Origin of the sequence: Tyzzerella sp. An114, from assembly GCF_002161055.1 — a bacterium.
GTDB classification, from domain to species: Bacteria; Bacillota; Clostridia; order Lachnospirales; family Anaerotignaceae; genus Fimicola; species Fimicola cottocaccae.
Genome location: NZ_NFLT01000003.1, coordinates 174,751 through 196,080 on the forward strand (window position 1 = coordinate 174,751; position 21,330 = coordinate 196,080).

The 21,330-nt window shown below is 31.0% G+C and carries 18 protein-coding genes; 14 read left to right on the plus strand and 4 right to left on the minus strand.

Annotated features, from left to right (window positions below):
- Window position 1 precedes the first annotated feature (1 nt).
- Genes B5E58_RS04080 through B5E58_RS04090 form a run of 3 tightly spaced genes read right to left on the minus strand, consistent with a single transcriptional unit; the run spans window position 2 to window position 2,704 of the window.
- Entirely contained in the window at window positions 2-946 is a 945-nt protein-coding gene (locus B5E58_RS04080) for an SPFH domain-containing protein (RefSeq protein ID WP_088108416.1), read from the minus strand.
- Between the two features lie 14 nt (window positions 947-960).
- Window positions 961-2,016, minus strand: a complete 1,056-nt coding sequence (locus B5E58_RS04085) for a hypothetical protein (protein WP_088108417.1) — start codon at window positions 2,014-2,016, stop codon at window positions 961-963.
- A 4-nt stretch (window positions 2,017-2,020) separates the two neighbouring features.
- Window positions 2,021-2,704: a PspA/IM30 family protein gene (locus tag B5E58_RS04090; RefSeq protein WP_088108418.1), complete on the minus strand. Its 684-nt coding sequence runs from the start codon at window positions 2,702-2,704 to the stop codon at window positions 2,021-2,023.
- A gap of 200 nt (window positions 2,705-2,904) precedes the next feature.
- Here B5E58_RS04090 and B5E58_RS04095 point away from each other — a divergent pair, with 200 nt between their 5' ends.
- The 8 genes from B5E58_RS04095 (at window position 2,905) to B5E58_RS04125 (ending at window position 11,992) form a co-directional block, all read left to right on the plus strand.
- Window positions 2,905-3,171, plus strand: coding sequence for a hypothetical protein (locus B5E58_RS04095; protein WP_143597232.1), 267 nt, complete (start codon window positions 2,905-2,907; stop codon window positions 3,169-3,171).
- A 350-nt stretch (window positions 3,172-3,521) separates the two neighbouring features.
- On the plus strand, window positions 3,522-4,451 hold the full coding sequence (gene cysK / locus B5E58_RS04100; protein ID WP_088108420.1) for a cysteine synthase A: 930 nt from the start codon (window positions 3,522-3,524) through the stop codon (window positions 4,449-4,451).
- Between the two features lie 47 nt (window positions 4,452-4,498).
- The gene (locus B5E58_RS04105; RefSeq protein WP_088108421.1) at window positions 4,499-5,806 is read left to right on the plus strand and encodes an O-acetylhomoserine aminocarboxypropyltransferase/cysteine synthase family protein; all 1,308 of its coding nucleotides are present in this window, start codon (window positions 4,499-4,501) and stop codon (window positions 5,804-5,806) included.
- 96 nt (window positions 5,807-5,902) lie between these two features.
- Window positions 5,903-7,843 (plus strand): elongation factor G, encoded by a 1,941-nt coding sequence (locus B5E58_RS04110; RefSeq protein WP_088108422.1) that lies wholly within the window; start codon window positions 5,903-5,905, stop codon window positions 7,841-7,843.
- Between the two features lie 225 nt (window positions 7,844-8,068).
- Complete coding sequence (locus tag B5E58_RS13425) at window positions 8,069-8,212, plus strand: hypothetical protein (RefSeq protein ID WP_158097661.1); 144 nt, start codon at window positions 8,069-8,071, stop codon at window positions 8,210-8,212.
- A gap of 663 nt (window positions 8,213-8,875) precedes the next feature.
- Window positions 8,876-10,609, plus strand: coding sequence for a biosynthetic-type acetolactate synthase large subunit (gene ilvB / locus B5E58_RS04115; RefSeq protein ID WP_088108423.1), 1,734 nt, complete (start codon window positions 8,876-8,878; stop codon window positions 10,607-10,609).
- 12 nt (window positions 10,610-10,621) lie between these two features.
- Window positions 10,622-11,113 carry an acetolactate synthase small subunit gene (ilvN, locus tag B5E58_RS04120; RefSeq protein ID WP_088108424.1) on the plus strand — a complete coding sequence of 164 codons (492 nt, stop codon included), beginning with the start codon at window positions 10,622-10,624 and terminating at the stop codon, window positions 11,111-11,113.
- Between the two features lie 69 nt (window positions 11,114-11,182).
- On the plus strand, window positions 11,183-11,992 hold the full coding sequence (locus B5E58_RS04125) for a histidinol-phosphatase HisJ family protein (RefSeq protein WP_088108425.1): 810 nt from the start codon (window positions 11,183-11,185) through the stop codon (window positions 11,990-11,992).
- Window positions 11,993-12,027: 35 nt separating this feature from the next.
- Here B5E58_RS04125 and B5E58_RS04130 read toward each other — a convergent pair whose 3' ends face one another.
- Window positions 12,028-12,900: a LysR family transcriptional regulator gene (locus B5E58_RS04130; RefSeq protein WP_088108426.1), complete on the minus strand. Its 873-nt coding sequence runs from the start codon at window positions 12,898-12,900 to the stop codon at window positions 12,028-12,030.
- A gap of 159 nt (window positions 12,901-13,059) precedes the next feature.
- On the opposite strand from B5E58_RS04130, the gene B5E58_RS04135 reads away from it, so the two are divergent.
- The 6 genes from B5E58_RS04135 (at window position 13,060) to B5E58_RS04160 (ending at window position 21,327) form a co-directional block, all read left to right on the plus strand.
- On the plus strand, window positions 13,060-13,497 hold the full coding sequence (locus B5E58_RS04135; RefSeq protein ID WP_088108427.1) for a MarR family winged helix-turn-helix transcriptional regulator: 438 nt from the start codon (window positions 13,060-13,062) through the stop codon (window positions 13,495-13,497).
- 61 nt (window positions 13,498-13,558) lie between these two features.
- Window positions 13,559-15,322 carry an ABC transporter ATP-binding protein gene (locus B5E58_RS04140; RefSeq protein WP_088108428.1) on the plus strand — a complete coding sequence of 588 codons (1,764 nt, stop codon included), beginning with the start codon at window positions 13,559-13,561 and terminating at the stop codon, window positions 15,320-15,322.
- Window positions 15,323-15,324: 2 nt separating this feature from the next.
- Window positions 15,325-17,247 (plus strand): ABC transporter ATP-binding protein, encoded by a 1,923-nt coding sequence (locus tag B5E58_RS04145; protein ID WP_088108429.1) that lies wholly within the window; start codon window positions 15,325-15,327, stop codon window positions 17,245-17,247.
- Between the two features lie 215 nt (window positions 17,248-17,462).
- A complete protein-coding gene (gene fusA, locus B5E58_RS04150; RefSeq protein WP_088108430.1) occupies window positions 17,463-19,544 on the plus strand; it encodes an elongation factor G in 2,082 nt (693 codons plus the stop codon).
- 81 nt (window positions 19,545-19,625) lie between these two features.
- Entirely contained in the window at window positions 19,626-20,480 is an 855-nt protein-coding gene (locus B5E58_RS04155; protein ID WP_158097662.1) for an NAD(P)/FAD-dependent oxidoreductase, read from the plus strand.
- A 136-nt stretch (window positions 20,481-20,616) separates the two neighbouring features.
- The gene (locus B5E58_RS04160; RefSeq protein ID WP_088108432.1) at window positions 20,617-21,327 is read left to right on the plus strand and encodes a response regulator transcription factor; all 711 of its coding nucleotides are present in this window, start codon (window positions 20,617-20,619) and stop codon (window positions 21,325-21,327) included.
- Window positions 21,328-21,330 lie beyond the last annotated feature (3 nt).

Genomic DNA, 21,330 nt, shown 5'->3' on the forward strand with positions numbered 1-21,330 from the left:
ATTAAAATAATTTTGTGCCACAGTTTGAACAGAATTTTCCGCCTTCACACTTTGTGCCACATTCTGGACAAAACTTAGGTCTACTTGATTGATTTTGTTGAATATTATTGATATTATTTTGCATTTGGTTTACCATCTGCTGACCCATAGCCATTCCCATAGCCATTCCAGCCATATCAGAAGCTGTATTTTGAGAACCTTTTGACATAACATCTGCCATTGCAACTTGTTGATATGTATTAATATTTCCTATCATACTTTGAGCAGCAACTTTTTCTGCCATTTTTTGAACTTCTTCAGGATAATTAAAATTAGATATAGAAAAAGATGTTATGCCTATGCCTATTTTTTGCATTTCCATATCAAGGTCTTCCATAATTCCTTGACCTATTTCATTTGCATTAATTTGAAGATTAAATATATCTTTTCCTTCTCTTGTAATCCATTTCATAAGAAGTTGGTCAAGCATTGATATTATTCTTTCTTTTACATCTTCTATTGTGTATTGCCTTTTTATACCAGCAATTTTTTCTATTAATATGTCATAATCATCAATTTTACAATTAAATGTACCAAAAGCACGAATAGGCATACCACCTGGAAGACCTAAAGAAGGTATTAAAACAGGTGATTTTGTTCCCCATTTAACAAGAACTTCTTTTGTATTAATAAATAAAACTTCGGCACGTATACCACTGTTAAAACCAAATTTAAAGCCTTTTAATGTAGAGAGAAAAGGAATTATTTCTGTTTCAACATCAAAACTTCCCTCATCTTTGAATATTCCTTCGATTTTTCCATTATAAAGAAATATAGCGTCCTGTCCTGGTTTTATTATAAGACGACTTCCTTTTTTAATTTCTTTGTTTGACCATTTCCAAAAAAGTACATCATCTCTAAATTCTTCCCATTCAATAACATTTGCAAATTGGTCAAAAAATCCCATTTGTATAACCCCCTTTAACCTTTAAAGTATAAATAAATAATGAATATTAATATTAAAATGGTTATTACTATTGCAGTAATTTTAACTGCACTTAGAGGGTATTCACCATCTATTGCACCATTTTGACCATTTATTACGACATTATAAAGTTTATTACTATACATATAAGCAAGACTATATACAGGCAATACAATATGTTTATATGTTTCATTATTATATATAGGTGATAATGATATGCTGTCTACTTTATCATATTTTCTTAAAATTTCATTTCTAACCATATCTTTCATATATTCAAACATTTCATTACAAGCATTTTTATGAGCCGAGTCAAGATTTATATTGAAACATTCAGCATTATATCCCGACATATATTCTGGAGAGTATGACACAAGTTCTTTTGTGTTAAATTGGTCAACATCGTCAAGAATTTTAGTATTAATTTTTGTGGAAGCAGGAATAAGAACATCATCAAACCAATTTTGAACTGTGCCTGATACAGGATACCAATTTGTAACGGTTTTTGTTCTTGTTTTTCCTTCGCTATCCCTGTATGTATGGGTTCTTGTAATTCCACCTCTAGCTCTGTATGGACCTGTTACAAAAGCGTCAAATGTCCAATAAGGTATATATATCCCTTGAAGTTCACCTATTTGATATAAATGTTTAAGCTTTATTGGAGCTAACCATCTACCTTTAATCCAACTTTTAAAAATTTCATTACATTTGTGTTTATCAATTTTAAAAGGCACTATTCCATCAGGAATTATAGCGTCCTCTTGTTTATCAGCAAGAACATATTTTGAACCACAATATGGACATTGTGATGTTGTTGAATTTCCATCAACTTCTATTTTTGCACCACAACCATTACATTCCATTGTATGAGATTTTTTTTCAGTAGCTTTTATAGTTGCAAGTTCATGTTTTGTAAGTCTGTGTTCAATTATTTTTTCTTCAAAGTTTTCAATTTTTATTGAATTATTACAGTTTGGGCACTGGAGAGTTTGAGTATTTGGATTGAACTCCATAATACCACCACAATTTTCGCAATTATATATATTTGCCATTGTCTCACAATCCCATCTTTGCTTTTAAAGCACTAAGCTCATCATCAATTTTTGAGTTTGTAGATGAATTGTCATCATATTTTGCCATAAGTTCATCTATTCCATCAGAAACAGGCTTATTAAGTTCAGACATTGCAACAGCTTCATCATACATACGATTTGCTTTTTCTTCCATTTTATCAAAATTTGACATTGAATTAGATATACCTGATATACTTGAGCCCATTTTGTTCATTTTTTCTTGTGCCTTTGCCATAGCCATTTTAGCTTTTATAGTATCACGTCTATCTTTAAGGCTTGCCATATCTTTTACAAGTTTATCATGCATTTCTTTCATTTTTTCAGAATTAGCCACAGCTATGTCATAGTTTTGTTTTAATGAATTATATTCATTTTCAAGAGAATTTTTTTTCTGAAGAAAAAGTCTTGCATCATTTTCATTTCCGGCAAGTAGAGCTTTTTCTGCGTATTTTTGCATTTTTTCAATTTCTTCACTACATTCATCAAGTTCACGTTTAGCCTTTTTCTCATTAGCCATAATTGAAGCTGTCTCTGCCTTTACTTTTCCAAGGTCGCTTTCAATATCTCTTATATATTGGTCAATCATTTTTTCAGGATTTTCAGCCTTATCAAGTAAAGCATTAATATTTGCTGACATTATATCTTTAAATCTTTTTAATATATCCATAAAATTTTCACCATCCTATTTTATATTTTTATTACCATATATTATATAATAATATAAAAATATTGTCATCTTTTTGTTTATATGTGTCTATTTTTGTCCAATATATAAATTTATAAAAATTTTAAAAAATTTTAAGATTTTTGAAACGAAAAACCTCTTTGTGTCGTCTTATATGTATAAGGATAAAAAAGAAGGTGAGAATGTTGGATTCCTATTTGATTAATGAGTATGTGAATGCAGTCTGCTGTAATATTAAAAATAAAAAGATAAGAACGGAAATAGGGGAAAAACTCAAAAAAGATATAGTTGAACTGGCACAAAAATATATACCATATGTTGGAAATGAAGATATTGCTATTAAAAAGGCTATTCGACATTTCGGTGACCCTGTAATGTACGCTGATTTAATAAATAAAAATTACAGACAGAATAGTATATTCAATATATTCAATCTTTGCTTTTTCTAAAAAAATAAAAATAAGGTCGTCTTAAATATTAAGGCGACCTTATTTTTTTAGGAGTTAGACATAAATTAAATTAAGTATATTTGAAATATGAAAAAATCATATAGAGTGTCGGGTCCTTCCCATAAAGGGAAGGGTTATGGTTGGAGTATATTATGAAATTTCTGCAATATCAATTGCATGTCTATAATATACAGCATAATTATGAAGATGTTATGTAGAAATTATGAATAAACTGTAAATATTTTATTTTTTATAAAAAACTATTGACAACAAACAACATAAAACATATAATTCCTATATACTTAGTATGAATTAAAGATAATAAAAAAATGAAATAAAGGAGAATTTTTATGGGAATATATAAAGGAATAAAAGAACTTGTTGGTAAAACACCTCTCGTTGAAGTTGTTAATATAGAAAAAATAATGAACCTTAAAGCAAAAGTAGTTGTAAAACTGGAATATATGAACCCTGCTGGAAGTGTTAAAGATAGAATTGCTCTTGCTATGATAGAGGACGCAGAAGAAAGAGGAATTTTAAAACAAAATTCTGTAATAATAGAGCCTACAAGCGGAAATACAGGAATAGGACTTGCTTCTGTAGCATCATCAAAGGGATATAGAGTAATTTTAACAATGCCTGAAACTATGAGCGTTGAAAGAAGAAATATTTTAAAGGCTTATGGTGCTGAAATAGTATTGACAGAAGGCAGTAAGGGTATGAAGGGAGCTATTGAAAAAGCTGAAGAAATTGCAAAAAACACTGAAAATAGCTTTATACCGGGACAGTTTAAAAATCCTGTAAATCCAGAAATACACAGAAAAACAACAGGACCTGAAATATGGAATGACACAGAAGGAAAAGTTGACATTTTTGTTGCAGGTATAGGAACAGGTGGAACAATCACAGGAACAGGAGAATATTTAAAATCTAAAAATAAAGATATAAAAATTATAGGTGTTGAGCCTTTCGACTCACCTGTATTATCAAAAGGTGTAAGTGGTCCTCACAAAATACAGGGTATAGGAGCCGGATTTGTTCCTGATATTCTTAATAGAAATATTATTGATGAAATAGTGGCTGTTAAAAATGATGACGCTTTTAAAACAGCAAAGGAACTTGCAAAATATGAAGGAGTTTTGACAGGAATATCATCAGGAGCAGCTCTTTTTGCAGCTATTAATGAGGCTAAAAAAGAAGAAAATGAAGGAAAAACAATAGCTGTAATACTTCCAGATTCAGGAGATAGATATTATTCAACACCTTTATTTACAGAATAATAAATTTGAAACACATAAAATATAAAATATGAAAAGAGGTAATGCTAATGGGTGAAAAAATATCAAGAGATAAAAGAAATTTAAAATTTGAGACATTACAGCTTCATGCAGGTCAGGAAAAACCGGACTCAGCCACAGACGCAAGAGCTGTTCCTATATATCAGACAGCATCATATGTTTTTGAAAATTGTGATGACGCACAGGAAAGATTTGATTTAAAAAAATCAGGTAATATATATGGAAGACTTACAAATCCAACAGAGGCAGTTTTTGAGGAGAGAATAGCCGCCCTTGAAGGTGGAAAAGGAGCTCTTGCCCTTGCTTCCGGTGCTGCTGCTATATACTATACTTTTAGAAATATAGCCGTACAGGGTGACCATATTGTTTCTGCAAATAATATTTATGGTGGAACATATAACCTTCTTGCTCATACTTTGCCTGATTGCGGAATAACTGCTACATTTGTTGATATATCAAATTTTGAAGCTGTTGAAAAATCAATACAGGAAAATACAAAAGCTATATTTGTTGAGACAATGGGAAATCCAAACTCTGATATTACAGATATTGAAAAAATAGCTGATATTGCCCATAGAAATAGTATACCTCTTATTATAGACAATACTTTTGGCACTCCTTATTTAATAAGACCAATAGAACATGGTGCTGATATTGTAATATATTCTGCTACAAAATTTATAGGTGGTCATGGAACATCTTTGGGAGGGGTTGTAGTTGACAGTGGAAATTTTGATTGGAAAAAATCAGGGAAATTCCCTTCAATAACAGAACCTAATCCAAGTTATCATGGCATAAGTTTTACTGAGGCTGTTGGAGATTTAGCCTTTATAACAAAAATGAGAGCTGTTCTTTTAAGAGACACAGGAGCTTGTATATCACCATTTAATGCTTTTATGCTTCTTCAAGGACTTGAAACACTTTCATTGAGAGTTGAACGCCATGTTGAAAATGCTTTAAAAGTTGCAAAGTATCTTTCTGAACATGAAAAAGTTGAAAAAGTAAATCACCCTTCAATTACAAACGACCCAATACAGAAAGAGCTTTACAAAAAATATTTCCCTAAGGGAGCAGGCTCAATATTTACATTCCAGATAAAAGGCGGAATTGATGAGGCTAAAAGATTTATTGATAATCTTGAAATATTCTCACTTCTTGCCAATGTGGCAGATATGAAATCATTAGTTATACACCCAGCCACAACAACTCATTCACAGCTTAATGAAAAGGAAATGGAAGAACAGGGAATATATAAAAATACAATACGACTTTCAATAGGTACAGAAAATATTGACGATATAATACAGGATATGGAAGAAGCCTTTAAAATGATATAAATATAATGATTGAAAAAGTAACCTCTGCATTTTAATATTTGCAGAGGTTTATTATTTGTATTAAAATATTATCCAGTAAATAAAAAGGGTGATAATATGATAAATTCTGAAAATATAACATTAGGTATATTGGCTCATGTAGACGCAGGAAAGACAACATTGACAGAAGCTATATTATATAAAACAGGAGCTATAAGAAAAAAAGGTCGTGTTGACCATAAAGACACATTTCTTGACACTCATAATATAGAAAGGTCAAGAGGAATTACTGTATTTTCAAAACAAGCTGAATTTTATATTGATGAGAAGAAATTTACACTTATAGACACTCCCGGTCATGTGGATTTTTCGCCAGAAATGGAGAGAAGTATAAGAGTTCTTGATTATGCTGTCGTTGTAATAAGTGGTGTTGAAGGGATACAATCCCACAGTGAAACTGTTTGGAGACTTTTGGAGAAATATAATATCCCAACATTTATATTTGTAAATAAAATGGATAGAGAGGGAGCATACAGAGAAAATATAATAAATTCTATAAAAGAAAAGTTTTCAGATAAATCTATTGAAGTTTGTTACAATGAAAATACATTATCAGATGATTTTATTGAAAATTTTGCATCATTAGATGAAGAACTCCTTGAAAAATATTTTGAGGGTGATACAGATTATAATGAATGGATAGAAATATTCTGTAATTACTTAAAAGAAAGAAAAGTATTTCCTGTATTTTTTGGTTCAGCTTTAAATGATATAGGTATTGATTTGTTTATAAAAGGATTGGGAAGTTTTACTTTAAATAAATTATATGATGATGAGAAATCAGCAAGAATATTTAAGATATTACATGATGAACAGGGAAACAGACTTACATTTTTAAAAATAACAGGTGGAATTTGGAATGTAAAAGATACAGTTTGCTATGATGATAATATTGAAAAAATAAATCAAATAAGAATTTATAATGGTGATAAGTTTGTAACAGTGCAAAGTGTAAAAGCTGGAGATATATGTGCTTTTACAGGTTTGACAGAAACAAAAGCGGGAAAATCTATTGGAAACGATGTTGAGTTTAAATCCCTTCTTTCTCCTGTATTGTCTGTAAAAGTTATTGTAAAAGATGATACAGATATTGTTACGGCCTTAAGAAATATGAAAATTATTGAGGAGGAAGAACCGGAATTATCTGTTGTTTTTAGAAAAGAAAATAGCAGTATAGAGATACATATAATGGGAACTATACAGCTTGAAATTTTAAAAGATATTGTTAAAAATAGATTTAATATGGATATAGATTTTGGACCATGTGAGATAATATATAAAGAAACAATTCGTGGAAGTGTTATGGGATATGGTCATTTTGAACCTTTAAGACACTATGCCGAAACACAGCTGAGAATTGATGAGGGAGAAAGAGGAAGTGGAATAAAAGTAAATGATGAGTGTAGCGAAGATTTACTTGATAAAAATTATCACAGACTTATAATATCTCATATTCTTGAAAAAGAGCATAAAGGAATACTTACTGGTTCACCATTGACAGATGTTTCAATAACTCTTATAGCTGGTAAAGCTCATTTAAAACATACAGAAGGTGGAGATTTTAGAGAGGCAACATATAGAGCTATTAGACAAGGTCTTGAGAAGGCTGAAAATGTACTTTTAGAGCCTTTTTATAATTTTAGAATAGAAGTTCCAACAGAATATTTAGGAAGGGTTATATCTGACATGACAAGGCTTAAAGGTGAGTTTAATCCGCCTGTAATGACAGAGACAACAGCTATTGTTACAGGAAAAGGACCTGTTGTATTATTTATGGATTATCCTTTAGAGGCAGCAGCTTATTCTAAAGGTAAAGCCTCCGTGCAGTTCTATTCAGGAGGTTATTTTGAATGTCATAACACAGATGAAGTTATAGAAAAAATAGGATATGACAAAGAAAGAGACATTGAAAATACATCAAGTTCAGTTTTTTGTTCCCATGGGGCAGGATATGAAGTTAAATGGTTTGATGTTGATGAGGCAAGACATATAAAATAAATGATTTATTTATGCATGATGTACAAGGGTATTTTTTGTATTATATAACTATAAAAGCTTTATTTTTTGAGCACTAAAATTTAAAAATTTATAATTATTATATAAAAACATACTGTATACTTATGCTAAAGATAGAAAATCATAAAAACTATTGTAATAATTGACCAAAAGTGATATTTTATAAATGTAATAAAGGTTTATTATTATATAAGAGAGGTAATTATTATGGTAGCAGTTAAACATATAAATACAAATAGTTCAAAAAGTAATTTTGCAGAAATGTTTCATAAGTTTTCAAAATTCTTTATGGAAGATATTGCTCCAGGAAGATTTATTGTTGAAGAAATTTGCTGTAAAAAAGAAAAATAATAAAATATAACATTTTCAAAATATCCTGAATTTATTTCAGGATATTTTTTTGCCTTTTAAACATAATTAAATCTGAAAGACACCTATTGTGGTATACTTTATATAAAAAATAATTACAAAAATTATGATGAAAAGAAAGAATTACTAAAAATATAATTTTTCTTAAAAATCCCTAGACTTATTTAGAATAAAGTGTTAATATAATTTTAGTAATAAAAATCAAATAAAAAATATATAAAATAATTAAATGTAACATTAATTAGTAAATAGCTTAAATTTTTATAATAAAAATAGATTATAGAAAAATATTTAAAAGCTAGATAGTATTCTTCTGAATTTTAATATAAACCCAAACCCAAAAAGGAGAAAGCGGATAATTTTATCCGCTTTTTTCTTTTTACTAAACTTATAAAAAAATTATAAATTTAGTCTTAATTGTATAACATTTTATATATAAATTACAATAAATGAGTTTTAATAAAGTTAAAATACTACAAATTATATTGACAATATATTTTAAAACCTATAAAATTAACAATATTAAATACTTCTTTAGTTGGGTAAATCGAAAAAGGGTAGAGAAGTGTTTTTATAGTATGTTTATATATTACAGAGTACCGTACTTCGCTCTGTATGTTATTTAATTTAAGGGGGGAGCATCATATGGATATAACAGGTGCAGAATTATTTGTTAAGGCTTTAAAAGCCGAAGATGTGGATATGATTTTTGCATATCCCGGTGGAAATGTTACAGATATTTTCAATGAACTTTATAAACAGAATGATATTGAGGTTATACTTCCTCGACATGAGCAGGCTCTTTCTCATGCAGCAGATGGCTATGCTCGTTCAACAGGTAAAGTAGGTGTCTGTCTTGTAACAAGTGGACCTGGTGCAACAAACCTTGTAACAGGAATTGCAACAGCAAACTTTGACAGTGTGCCTATGGTATGTTTTACAGGTCAGGTTCCAACACATCTTATAGGAAATGACGCTTTTCAGGAAGTTGATATTGTGGGAATAACAAGACATATTTGTAAATATGCTGTTACTGTAAGAAGTAGAGATGAACTTGCAACAGTTATAAAGAAAGCTTTCTTTATTGCAAGAAGTGGAAAGCCAGGAGTTGTTTTGGTAGACCTTCCAAAAGATATTCAAATGGCTTATGGAAGTGATGAATATCCTGAAACAATAGAGATTAGAAGTTATAAACCTAATAAATCAGTACATATAGGACAGGTTAAAAAGGCTGTTGAAGTATTAAAAAAATCAAAAAGACCTGTATTCCTTGTAGGTGGTGGTGTAAATATTGCCAGAGCCAATGAGGATATGAGAAAACTTGCTGAAAAAACAGGAATACCTGTTATAACTACAATAATGGGAAAAGGTGCAATACCAACAGACCATGAACTTTATGTAGGTAATATAGGTATACATGGAAGTTATGCGGCAAATACAGCTATAAGTCGTGCTGATGTTCTTTTTTCAATAGGAACAAGATTTAATGACCGTATAACAGGTAAAATAAGTGAATTTGCAAAAAATGCTACAATAATCCATGTAGACATTGACCCAGCTTCAATATCAAGAAATATTGTTGTTAATATTCCTATTGTTGCTGATGCAAAATTAGCAATACAGGCTATAACAGAAAAAGTAGGTAAAATAGATACTGAGGAATGGCTTAAAGATATAAGAAGTTGGAAAGAGGAACACCCTCTTAAAATGAAAGCAGAGGGAATGACACCTCAGAAAATAATTGAAACTATAAACAAAAAATTTGATAATTTGATTGTAACAACAGATGTAGGACAAAACCAACTTTGGACTACACAGTATATAGAACTTAGTGAAAATAAACAGCTTATAACATCTGGTGGTCTTGGAACAATGGGCTTTGGTTTCCCTTCCGCCATAGGTGCAAAATTAGGAAATCCTGATAAAGATGTAATTGCAATTGCTGGAGATGGTGGTGCACAGATGAATATACAGGAAATGGCAACAGCTGTTGTATATGAAACTCCTGTAATATTCTGTATATTTAATAATGGATATTTGGGAAATGTTCGTCAGCTTCAAGAATTTTTCTGTGACAAACACTATTCTGGTGTATGTTTAAAATATAGAAGAAGTTGTGATTGTACAGTTGCAAGAAATATTCCTAAGGGTGAAAAATGCTGTCCTGAATACATTCCGGATTTTGTTAAATTAGCTGAAAGCTATGGAGCTAAAGGTATAAGAGTAACAAAAGAGGAAGAAATAGAAGCTGCCTTTGATGAGGCTAAGAAAAACACAAAAACTCCTACAATAATAGAATTTATAATTGAGCGTGAACAGGACGTTATGCCTATGGTTCTTTTAGGAAATCCGCTCAGTGAAATGATTTTGGAATGTTAAGGGGGTTTTTATATGAAAAAAAGATGGATAAGTTTATATGTTGAAAATGATGTAGGTGTACTTGCGAAAATTTCAGGACTTTTTTCAGGAAAGTCCTACAACCTTGACAGTCTTACTGTTGGAACAACAGAGGATGAAACTGTTTCAAGGATGACAATATGCCTTATAAGTGATGATAAAACTTTTGAACAGATTAAAAAACAGCTTAATAGAAGTGTTGAGGTTATAAAAGTTGTTGACCTTACAGACATAGTCCTTCATATGAAAGAGCTTATGTTTGTAAAAGTTTCAAACTGTTCAAAAAGTGATAAAACAGATATTTTCAGAATTGCACAGGTTTATGACCTTAAAATTATAGATTATGATATGTCTGCTGTTATAATGGAAAGCATAAAGAGTGCTGACGAAAACAATACAATACTTAGACTTTTAAGTAAAAATTATTGTAATCGTGTTGAAGTTGTAAGAGGCGGAAGTGTTGCAATGGAAGCCTTAAGAATTTAATAAATTAAAAAAGAGGATAGTTTTCTGTCCTCTTTTTTGTTATTGATTTTATAGAAAGGATTTGTTTTTATGATAAAATCAGATTTTCATACTCATACAAATTTTTGTGACGGAAAAAATACACCAACAGAAATGGTTAAGTCTGCTTATAATATGGGGCTTAAAGATTATGGAGTTTCAGGTCATGCCTATATTACAGCTGGTGGCGAATTTGGAATGAACGATGATATACTCTTAAAATATAAAAATGAATTGTATGATTTGAGAGAAAAGTATAAGGGGAAAATGAATATATACATAGGTATAGAACTTGATGCTTTAGGTCCTATACAGGAAGCTGAATATTCAATAGGTTCATGTCATTGTTTAGAAAAAAACGGTAAATATGTAGTTATTGATAATACAGAAGAAATATTGTGTAATGCTGTAAAAAAACTCTGGAATGGAGATTGGTACAGTTTAACAGATGATTATTATAATCTTGTTTCAAAAGTTTATGATATAACGAAGTGTGATTTTGTGGGACATTTTGACCTTATAACAAAATTTAATCAGGATTATAAACATTTTGATGAAAGTGATGACAGATATTTAGATAGTGCTTATAAAGCTATGAAAAAATTAAATTCCTTTGATTTGCCTTTTGAAATAAATACAGGTGCAATATCAAGAGGATACAGAGAAGAGCCTTATCCAAATGAAATACTTTTAAGAGAGCTTAAAAATATGGGTGGAAGAATTATTATAAATTCTGATAGTCATAGTGTTGATAATATATGTTATAAATTTGATGAAGCTGTTGAAATTGCAAAAAGATGCGGATTTAAAACATCATGGATATTAAAACCTGAAGGTGGTTTTAGAGAGATACCTTTATAAAAAACAAAAGTACCGGAAAAAATTCCGGTGCTTTTTTATTTTTTAAAAAATACTTCTTTTGTACATTTTATAAACTCTTTAAGATTTTTATTTCCCTTAGGGTCTTTATAATACATTCCAAACGATACACTTTGAGGATTTTCAATAGGTATATAATATAGAGAAGGGTCTCTTGAAAGAGGAATATCAGGAATTAATGTAAAAGCATTTAACCCACGTATCATAGATAATGTAGACTCTATATTTTCACATATATAAACATCATTTGGTGAGCGATTTCCCATTATATGCTGATTAAAATGTGAAATTATTGGGTAATTTCTTCTAGGGTCACAGAGAACTATTTTTCCATATTTAAAGTCATCGTTTGTTATTACTTTTTTGTTTGCAAAAATATGATTTTTTGGACAAACGCATAATATTTCAGACTGTATAAGTTCTTTATATATTCCAAAATCTCCCGATTTAAAACCAAACATAACATCAAGAGACTCATTCTCAAACATATTTCTAAGAGTTTGAGGTATTGCTGTTTTTATTATAGGGTGTATTCCTTGAATATTTTGGGTAAATTTTTCTATTATAGGGGGAAGAAATTGAAGCTCCAAAAAACTTTGACAGCCTATTATAAAGGGTATCATCTCATTTTTTGAGTTTGTTGTAAGACGTAATTTTGCCATTTTTGTAAGTCCTATTATATTTTTTGCATCTTCAATAAAATTCCAACCAGCATGAGTTAATTCCACAGTTCTTGTTGTTCTTTTAAAAAGTTTTACTTCCAATTCTTTCTCAAGAGAGTTAATTTGATGAGTAACAGCCGGCTGTGTAATATGAAGTATCTCTGAGGCTCGTGCAAAATTAAGGTTCTCTGCAACAGCTATAAAGCATTCAAGTTGTACAGTATTCATAAAATCACCCTTTCATTTTAGTATGGTTCTAACATATAAATTAATATTAATAACAATATTTTATTAATAATAACATTTTTGAATTTCACTTTCAAGTAAAAATGTTGTAAATTGTTAGTGTAAAAACAATTTATAAACTAATTAAAAAGGGGTGAGATTATGACAGATGAGTATACTATACTGAAATCTATTAAAAAACTTAATATGGACATTGATAATGCTTTAAATGAAAGCATAAATATGTATAATCTTACTGCTTCTCAATGTGACATATTAAGATATCTTATTATACATAAAGATGAAAAAGTATGCTCAACAGATATTCATTTAAAATTAGGTATTTCAAGAGCTTCTGTATCGGTAACATTAAAAAAACTTAGAAATGGGGATTTTATAGTTTTCAAAAGTGTACCTTATGATGAAAGAGTAAAGTATATTTTACTAACAGAAAAAGCTGTAAAAATTCAAGAAAATATAGAAAGATGTTTTGATAATCTTATAGGTGCTATATATAAAGACTTTTCAGAGGAGGAAAAAGATAAACTTTATATTCTTATTAAAAAAATGATTGAAAATGTAAATTACAGCAAACATTAATCAAATAAATTCGTTTATTTTCGTTGACAATATAATTATTGACAAAAGGGAGGTTAAAAAAATGATAAAAACTTTATTCGGTCAGGTTAAGCAGTATAAAAAAGTATCTATATTGACACCTACTTTCACAGCTCTTGAAGTTTTAATGGAGGTTCTTATACCTTTTATTATATCTGCTATAATAGACCAAGGAATTTCAAAGGGAGATATGAGCAAAATTTACCTTTATGGTGGAATTATGATTGTAATGGCAATGCTTAGCCTTTTGTTCGGAATACTTGCCGGAAAATATGCAGCAGATGCCTCATCAGGTTTCGCCTGTAATTTGAGAGATGGAATGTATACTAATATTCAGAATTTCTCATTCTCAAATATTGATAAATTCAGTACAGCAGGTCTTGTAACAAGAATGACAACAGATGTAACAAATATTCAGAATGCATACCAAATGACATTAAGAATTGCTGTAAGGGCACCTCTTATGTTAGTTTGTAGTCTTATAATGTGTTTCCTTATAAATGCAGAGCTTAGCCTTGTGTTTGTTGTTGCAATATGTATACTTGGTTTATGTCTTGGACTTATTATGAAAAGTGCTATAAAAATATTTGATGTTGTATTTAAAAAATATGATGCACTTAATGCTAGTGTTCAGGAAAACGTAACAGCAATTCGTGTTGTAAAAGCTTTTGTAAGGGAAGATTATGAAAACGATAAATTTAAAAGTGCTGCAAATGAACTTTACAGACTTTTTGTAAAGGCTGAAAGTATACTTGCTTTCAATAGCCCAGTAATGATGCTTGTAATATATGGTTGTGTAATAGGTCTTTCATGGTTTGGTGCAAATCTTATTGTTGTTGGAGACCTTACAACAGGAGAACTTACATCAATGTTTAGTTATATTATGAGTATAATGATGTCACTTATGATACTTTCTGTGATTTTTGTTATGATTACAATGAGTGCTGCCAGCGGAAGACGTATTGCAGAGGTTTTAAATGAAAAACCTGACATTGTAAATCCTGAAAATCCTGTAATGGAAATAAAAGACGGAAGAATAGATTTTAATCATGTTAATTTCCATTATAAACACGCTAATGATAAAGAAACTCTCACTGATATTGATATACATATAAAATCTGGCGAGACAATAGGTATTATAGGTGGTACAGGTAGCGGAAAATCTAGTCTTGTTAATCTTATAAGCCGTCTTTATGATGTTGCTTCAGGTTCTGTATGTGTAGGTGGTATTGATGTAAGAGAGTATGACATGGAGGAACTTAGAAATAAAGTTGCTGTTGTACTTCAGAAAAATGTACTTTTCTCCGGTTCAATACTTGACAACTTGAGATGGGGTAAAGAGGATGCCACAGAAGAAGAATGTATTGAAGTATGCCGTCAGGCTTGTGCTGATGAGTTTATAGAACAATTCCCAAATAAATATAATACTCATATAGAACAGGGTGGTACAAACGTTTCTGGTGGTCAGAAACAGAGAATATGTATTGCAAGAGCACTTCTTAAAAATCCAAAAGTTCTTATACTTGATGACTCAACAAGTGCTGTCGATACTGCAACAGATGCAAAAATTCGTCAGTCTTTCGCAAAGAAAATACCTGGTGTAACAAAAATTATAATTGCTCAGCGTGTTTCAAGTATTGAGAGTGCTGATAGAATAATTGTTATTGATGATGGAAAAATAAATGGATTTGATACCCATGAAAATCTTCTTAAAACAAATGATATTTATCGTGAAATATATGAAACTCAGGTAAAAGGTGGAGGAGACTTTGACCAACCTGGTAAAGACGGAAAGGCAGGTGCATAAAAATGGCTGGAAATGCAAGACAGATGCATGGACCAATGAGAGGTAGAGGCCCAAAACAAAAAGTTGAAAATCCGGGAAAAATAATGAAAAGACTTTTCGGATATATGCTTAAAAATTATAAATTACAATTTTTTATTGTTGTTGTTTGTATTATAACAACTGCTGTTGCAACTCTTAGAGGAACACTCTTTATGAAATCTCTTATAGATGATTATATTGTTCCTATGACACAGACACAAAATCCAGACTTTGCACCTCTTGCAAGTGCATTAAAACAGCTTATAACAATGTATGTAATAGGTATCATATGTGCCTATGCTTATAATAGAATTATGGTAAATGTAAGCCAAGGAACTATGAGAAAACTCCGTACAGACCTTTTCACACATATGGAGTCACTTCCTATAAAATATTTTGATACTCATGCTCATGGTGACATAATGTCTGTATATACAAATGACGTTGATACATTAAGACAGCTTATGAGCCAGAGTATACCTCAGACAATAAACTCATTAGTAACTATTGTTATAACTTTTGGAAGTATGATTGTACTTGATGTACCTCTTACACTTATAAGTCTTTTTATGGTAGGAGTTATGATGTTTACAACATCAAAAATAAGTAAAAAGACAGGTTTATACTTTGCAAATCAGCAAAGAGATTTGGGAAAAGTAAATGGTTTTATTGAAGAAATGATGGAAGGACAGAAAGTTGTAAAAGTATTCTGTCATGAAGAAAAAAGTATTGAGGATTTCAGAGAGTTAAATAATAAACTCAGAGAGAGTGCTTATAATGCTAATAAATTTGCCAACGTTATGATGCCTATAAATGCGAACCTTGGTAATATAAGTTATGTAATATGTGCAGTTATAGGTGCTATGCTTGCTCTTACAGGTATTACAGGTCTTACATTGGGAAGTCTTGTATCATTCTTAACACTTAATAAGAGCTTTACACAGCCTATAACACAGATAAGCCAGCAGATGAACAGTATTGTAATGGGTATGGCAGGAGCTAGCCGTGTATTTACTATGCTTGATGAAGTTCCTGAAGTTGATGAAGGATATGTTGAGCTTGTAAATGCTAAAGAGGGCATTGACGGAACTATAACAGAGACAAAAGAGCGTACAGGTGTATGGGCTTGGAGACATCCTCATAAAGCTGAGGGAACTGTAACATATACAAAACTTGAAGGTGATGTTACATTTAATGATGTTGATTTTGGATACAATGATGAAAAAATTGTACTTCATAATATTAAACTTTTTGCAACACCAGGACAGAAAATTGCCTTTGTAGGTAGTACAGGTGCAGGAAAAACTACAATAACAAATCTTATAAACCGTTTCTATGATATACAGGACGGAAAAATAAGATATGACAATATAAATATAAATAAAATTAAAAAAGCTGACCTTAGACGTTCTTTAGGTATGGTTTTACAGGATACACATCTTTTTACAGGAACTGTAATGGATAATATAAGATATGGAAGACTTGATGCAACTGATGATGAGTGTATTGCAGCAGCAAAACTTGCCAATGCAGATGGTTTTATAAGACGTTTACCAGATGGATATGATACAATGCTTACTGGAGACGGTGGAAACTTAAGTCAGGGACAGAGACAGCTTTTAGCAATAGCAAGAGCAGCTGTTGCAGACCCTCCAGTATTAATTCTCGATGAAGCTACATCATCAATTGATACAAGAACAGAAACTCTTGTTCAGCAGGGTATGGATAGACTTATGCAGGGAAGAACAACATTTGTTATTGCCCATAGACTTTCAACTGTAAGAAACTCTGATTGTATAATGGTTCTTGAGCAGGGAAGAATTATAGAAAGAGGAACTCATGACCAGCTTATAGAAGAAAAAGGAAAATACTATCAGCTTTACACAGGAAACTTCGCAGAAGAATAATTTTTAAAATGGAGACACAAATTTTTGTGTCTCTATTTTTTTGCCTATTATTCACAATTAAAAAATATTATTCTACAAAAAATGACACTTTGAATTGTGCATATTATATAATTTTATTCTATTTTAACATGAAAAGAAGGAGAATTATTACAAGTGTAGAATATATATATTATAAAATTAATTTTGACTTAACTATATAAGGGAGGTACATATATATGAGAAGTTATACTGCGAATGAAGTTAGAAATGTTGTTTTACTGGGGCACAGCGGCTGTGGAAAAACAACCATAGCCGAGGCAGCACTTTTCCATTCAGGTGCTACTAAAAGACAGGGCCGTGTTGAAGACGGAAATACTGTAAGCGACTATGATGCAGAAGAAATCCGCCGTAAAGTATCCGTTAGCACTTCTGTGCTCCCTATTGAGTGGAAAGATACAAAAATAAATTTACTTGATACTCCTGGTTATTTTGATTTTGTAAGTGAAGTTAAACTTGCTATGAGCGTAGCAGATACCGCCCTTATTATAGTATCCGCAAAATCAGGTCTTGAAGTTGGTACAGAAAAGGCTTGGGAATATGCTGAAGAAATGAAAATCCCTAAAATGTTCTTTATCAACCAGATGGATGATGACAGTGCGGACTTCCGTAAAACCCTTGAAGAACTTCGTGACAAATTTGGAAAAGTTGTTGCTCCTTTACAGGTTCCTTTCAGAGATGAAAATGGTATTTTAGGCTTTATAAATGTAATAAAGAGAGATGCTAGAATGCTTGACACAGCCACTGGAAAACTTATTAAATGTGATATTCCTGCTGATAAAGTTGATGAAGTTGAAGAACTTCGTGCTATGGTTGTTGAAGTTGCAGCTGAAAGTGATGATGAACTTTTGGAGAAATATTTCAATGATGAAGAGCTTACTCTTGAAGAAATATATCTTGGACTTAAAAAAGGTATTAGACAGTTCTCAATAGCTCCTGTAATATTTGGTTCAGCTACAAAGGGTTATGGAATTAAACTTCTCATGAGCACATTAGTTAAGTTTATACCACCATCAGAAGAATGTCGTCCATCATTTGAATGTATAGACCTTCGTCGTGGTGAAAATGAAGGTATGATACGTTATAACTCAGAAAAAGAACATCTTGCTTGTTTCGTATTTAAGACAATTTCTGACCCATACGTTGGAAGACTTAATATTTTCAGAGTTGTTTCAGGTACAATTAATAATACAAAAACTGTTTATAATCCAGAGACTGACACTTATGAAAAGGTTGCTCATCTCTATGTTATGAGAGGAAAAGAACAGATTGAAGTTGATGAGCTTAATGCTGGTGATATTGGAGCATTAGCTAAACTTACAAATACATCAACACAGCATACACTTTGTTCAAAATATTTCCCTGTTCTTCTTCCAAAAATCGACCTTCCAAAACCTGTTCTCTCAATGGCTATTGCTCCTAAGGGAAAAGGTGATGAGGATAAGATTTCAAATGCTCTTGCAAAGATAAAAGAAGAAGACCCTACATTAAAAGTAGAAGTAAACAAAGAAACAAAACAGACTATAATTACAGGCATAGGCGAAAATCAGCTTGATGTTGTTGTAAATAAACTTAAAACAAAATATAAAATTGAAGTTGAGCTTTCAGACCCTATTATTCCTTACCGTGAAACTATTAAATCAAAAGTTAAAGTTCAGGGTAAATATAAGAAACAGTCTGGCGGACATGGTCAGTTTGGTGATGTTTGGATTGAATTTGAACCTTCATTCGATATGACACAGTCCTATGTATTTGAAGAAAAAATATTTGGTGGTGCTGTTCCTAAACAGTATTTCCCAGCTGTTGAAAAAGGTTTACAGGAATGTGTTCAGAGTGGTGTTCTTGCAGGATATCCAGTTGTAGGACTTAAAGCTACTCTTGTTGATGGTAGCTATCACCCAGTTGACTCATCTGAAATGGCATTCAAGATGGCAACATCTGTTGCTTTCAAAGAAGGTCTTCCACAGGCAAAACCTGTAATTCTTGAGCCTATTGTTCATGTTGAGGTTACAATACCTGATAAATACATGGGCGATATTATGGGAGACATTAATAAGAGACGTGGTCGTATACTCAGTATGAACCCTGAAAATGAGAAAAAACTTATTGTTGCAGAAGTTCCTCTTGCTGAAATGCAGAAATATGCTACTGACCTTCGTTCTATGACACAGGGTAGAGGTTCTTATGAATATTACTTCGAGCGTTATGAAGAAGCTCCTATGGATGTTCAGAAAAAAATAATTGAAAGCAGAAAGAAATAATATAAATAATAAAAGCGTACCTTATGGTACGCTTTTATGCTATTATATATTTATTGATAAATAAAAAAGGAGATGATTTTTTTGATAGATGTAGCAGTAATAGGAGCAGGACCAGGGGGACTTTCAGCAGCAGTTTCAGCTTTACAGAGAAACAAAAGTGTTACTATATTTGGAAGAAGTATAGACTCAGGACTTTTATTTAGTGCTAAAGAGGTTGACAACTATTTAGGTATGCCTAATATGACTGGTGAAGATATGTTAAATGCCTTTTTTAGCCATGCTATAAATAAAGGAGCAGAGTTTAAAGAGTGTAGAGTTTCTCAAATACTTTCAATGGGTGATTATTTTATGATTAATGCTGAAAATGAGTTTTTTGAAGCAAAAACAATAATACTTGCCCTCGGTGTTAATAAAAGTAGAACAATAAAGGGAGAAGAAGAACTTATAGGAAAAGGCGTAAGTTATTGTGCTACTTGTGACGGTATGCTTTACAGAAATAAAGATGTATTTGTTGTTGGAGAGACAACAGAAGGTGAGGCAGAGGCAAACTATTTAGCTTCAATAGGTTGTAATGTTTCATATATTCCTTTGTATAAAGACTTAATCCATATTGATGATAAAGTAAATATTATTAGAGGTAAAGCTAAAAGTGTTTTGGGAAATGAATATGTTGAAGGAATAGTTGTAAATGGTGAAGAAAAGCAGTGTAATGCTGTGTTTTTTGCAAAAAAGACAATGCCTGTTGCAAGTCTTATGTTTGGTCTTGAAACAGAAAATAACTCAATAAAAGTTGACAGAAATATGTGTACTAATATAACAGGAGTTTATGCTTGTGGAGATTGTACAGGTGCACCTTTCCAAGTTTCAAAGGCTGTGGGAGAAGGTCTTGTTGCTGCTTTAAGTGCTGCAAAATATATTGAAGATAATCAAAAATAAAGATTAACAAAAATTTTACAATGGACAAAATCCTTATAAATTCGGGGTTTTGTCCTATTTTTTTAAGTATGTTAGATTGACAAAAAAGTGTGAATTGTTATGATATTGTTAAATAATATTAAAAAGGAGAATAAAAATGTCAAAAAAAAATATATTAACAGTTGATGACGAGATACATATTCTTGAATTATTAAGATATAATCTTGAAACTGCAGGATACAATGTTATTCAGGCTGAAAGTGGAGAGGAAGGACTTGAAATATTAGACAAAAATGATATTGATGCTGTTCTTTTAGACCTTATGCTTCCGGGGATTGATGGTCTTGAGGTTTTAAGAAGAATAAGAACAAATCCTGAAAAAAGAAAAACTCCTGTAATAATGCTTACAGCAAAGGGAGAAGAATTTGACAAAGTTTTAGGTCTTGAAATGGGTGCAGATGATTATATTGCAAAGCCTTTCAGTGTTAGAGAACTTCAAGCTAGACTTAAAGCTATATTAAGACGAGTTGATGACCAAAAAAATGAAAATGATAAAAAAAAGGTTAAAAAAATAAGTATTCATGGACTTGAAATTGGTTTAGAGACAAGAACTGTAACAATGAATGGTCAAGAAATAGAAATGTCTCATAAAGAATTTGAGCTTTTAAAACTTCTTGCAGAAAATCCGGGTAGAGTTTATTCAAGAGATATTCTCCTTGAAAAAATTTGGGGTTATGAGTATATAGGTGAGACAAGAACTGTTGATGTTCATATTCGACATATAAGAAAGAAAATTGAAGAAGATGACAGCAATCCTTTATTTATAAAAACCGTAAGAGGATACGGATATAAATTTAGAGAGGATTGATAA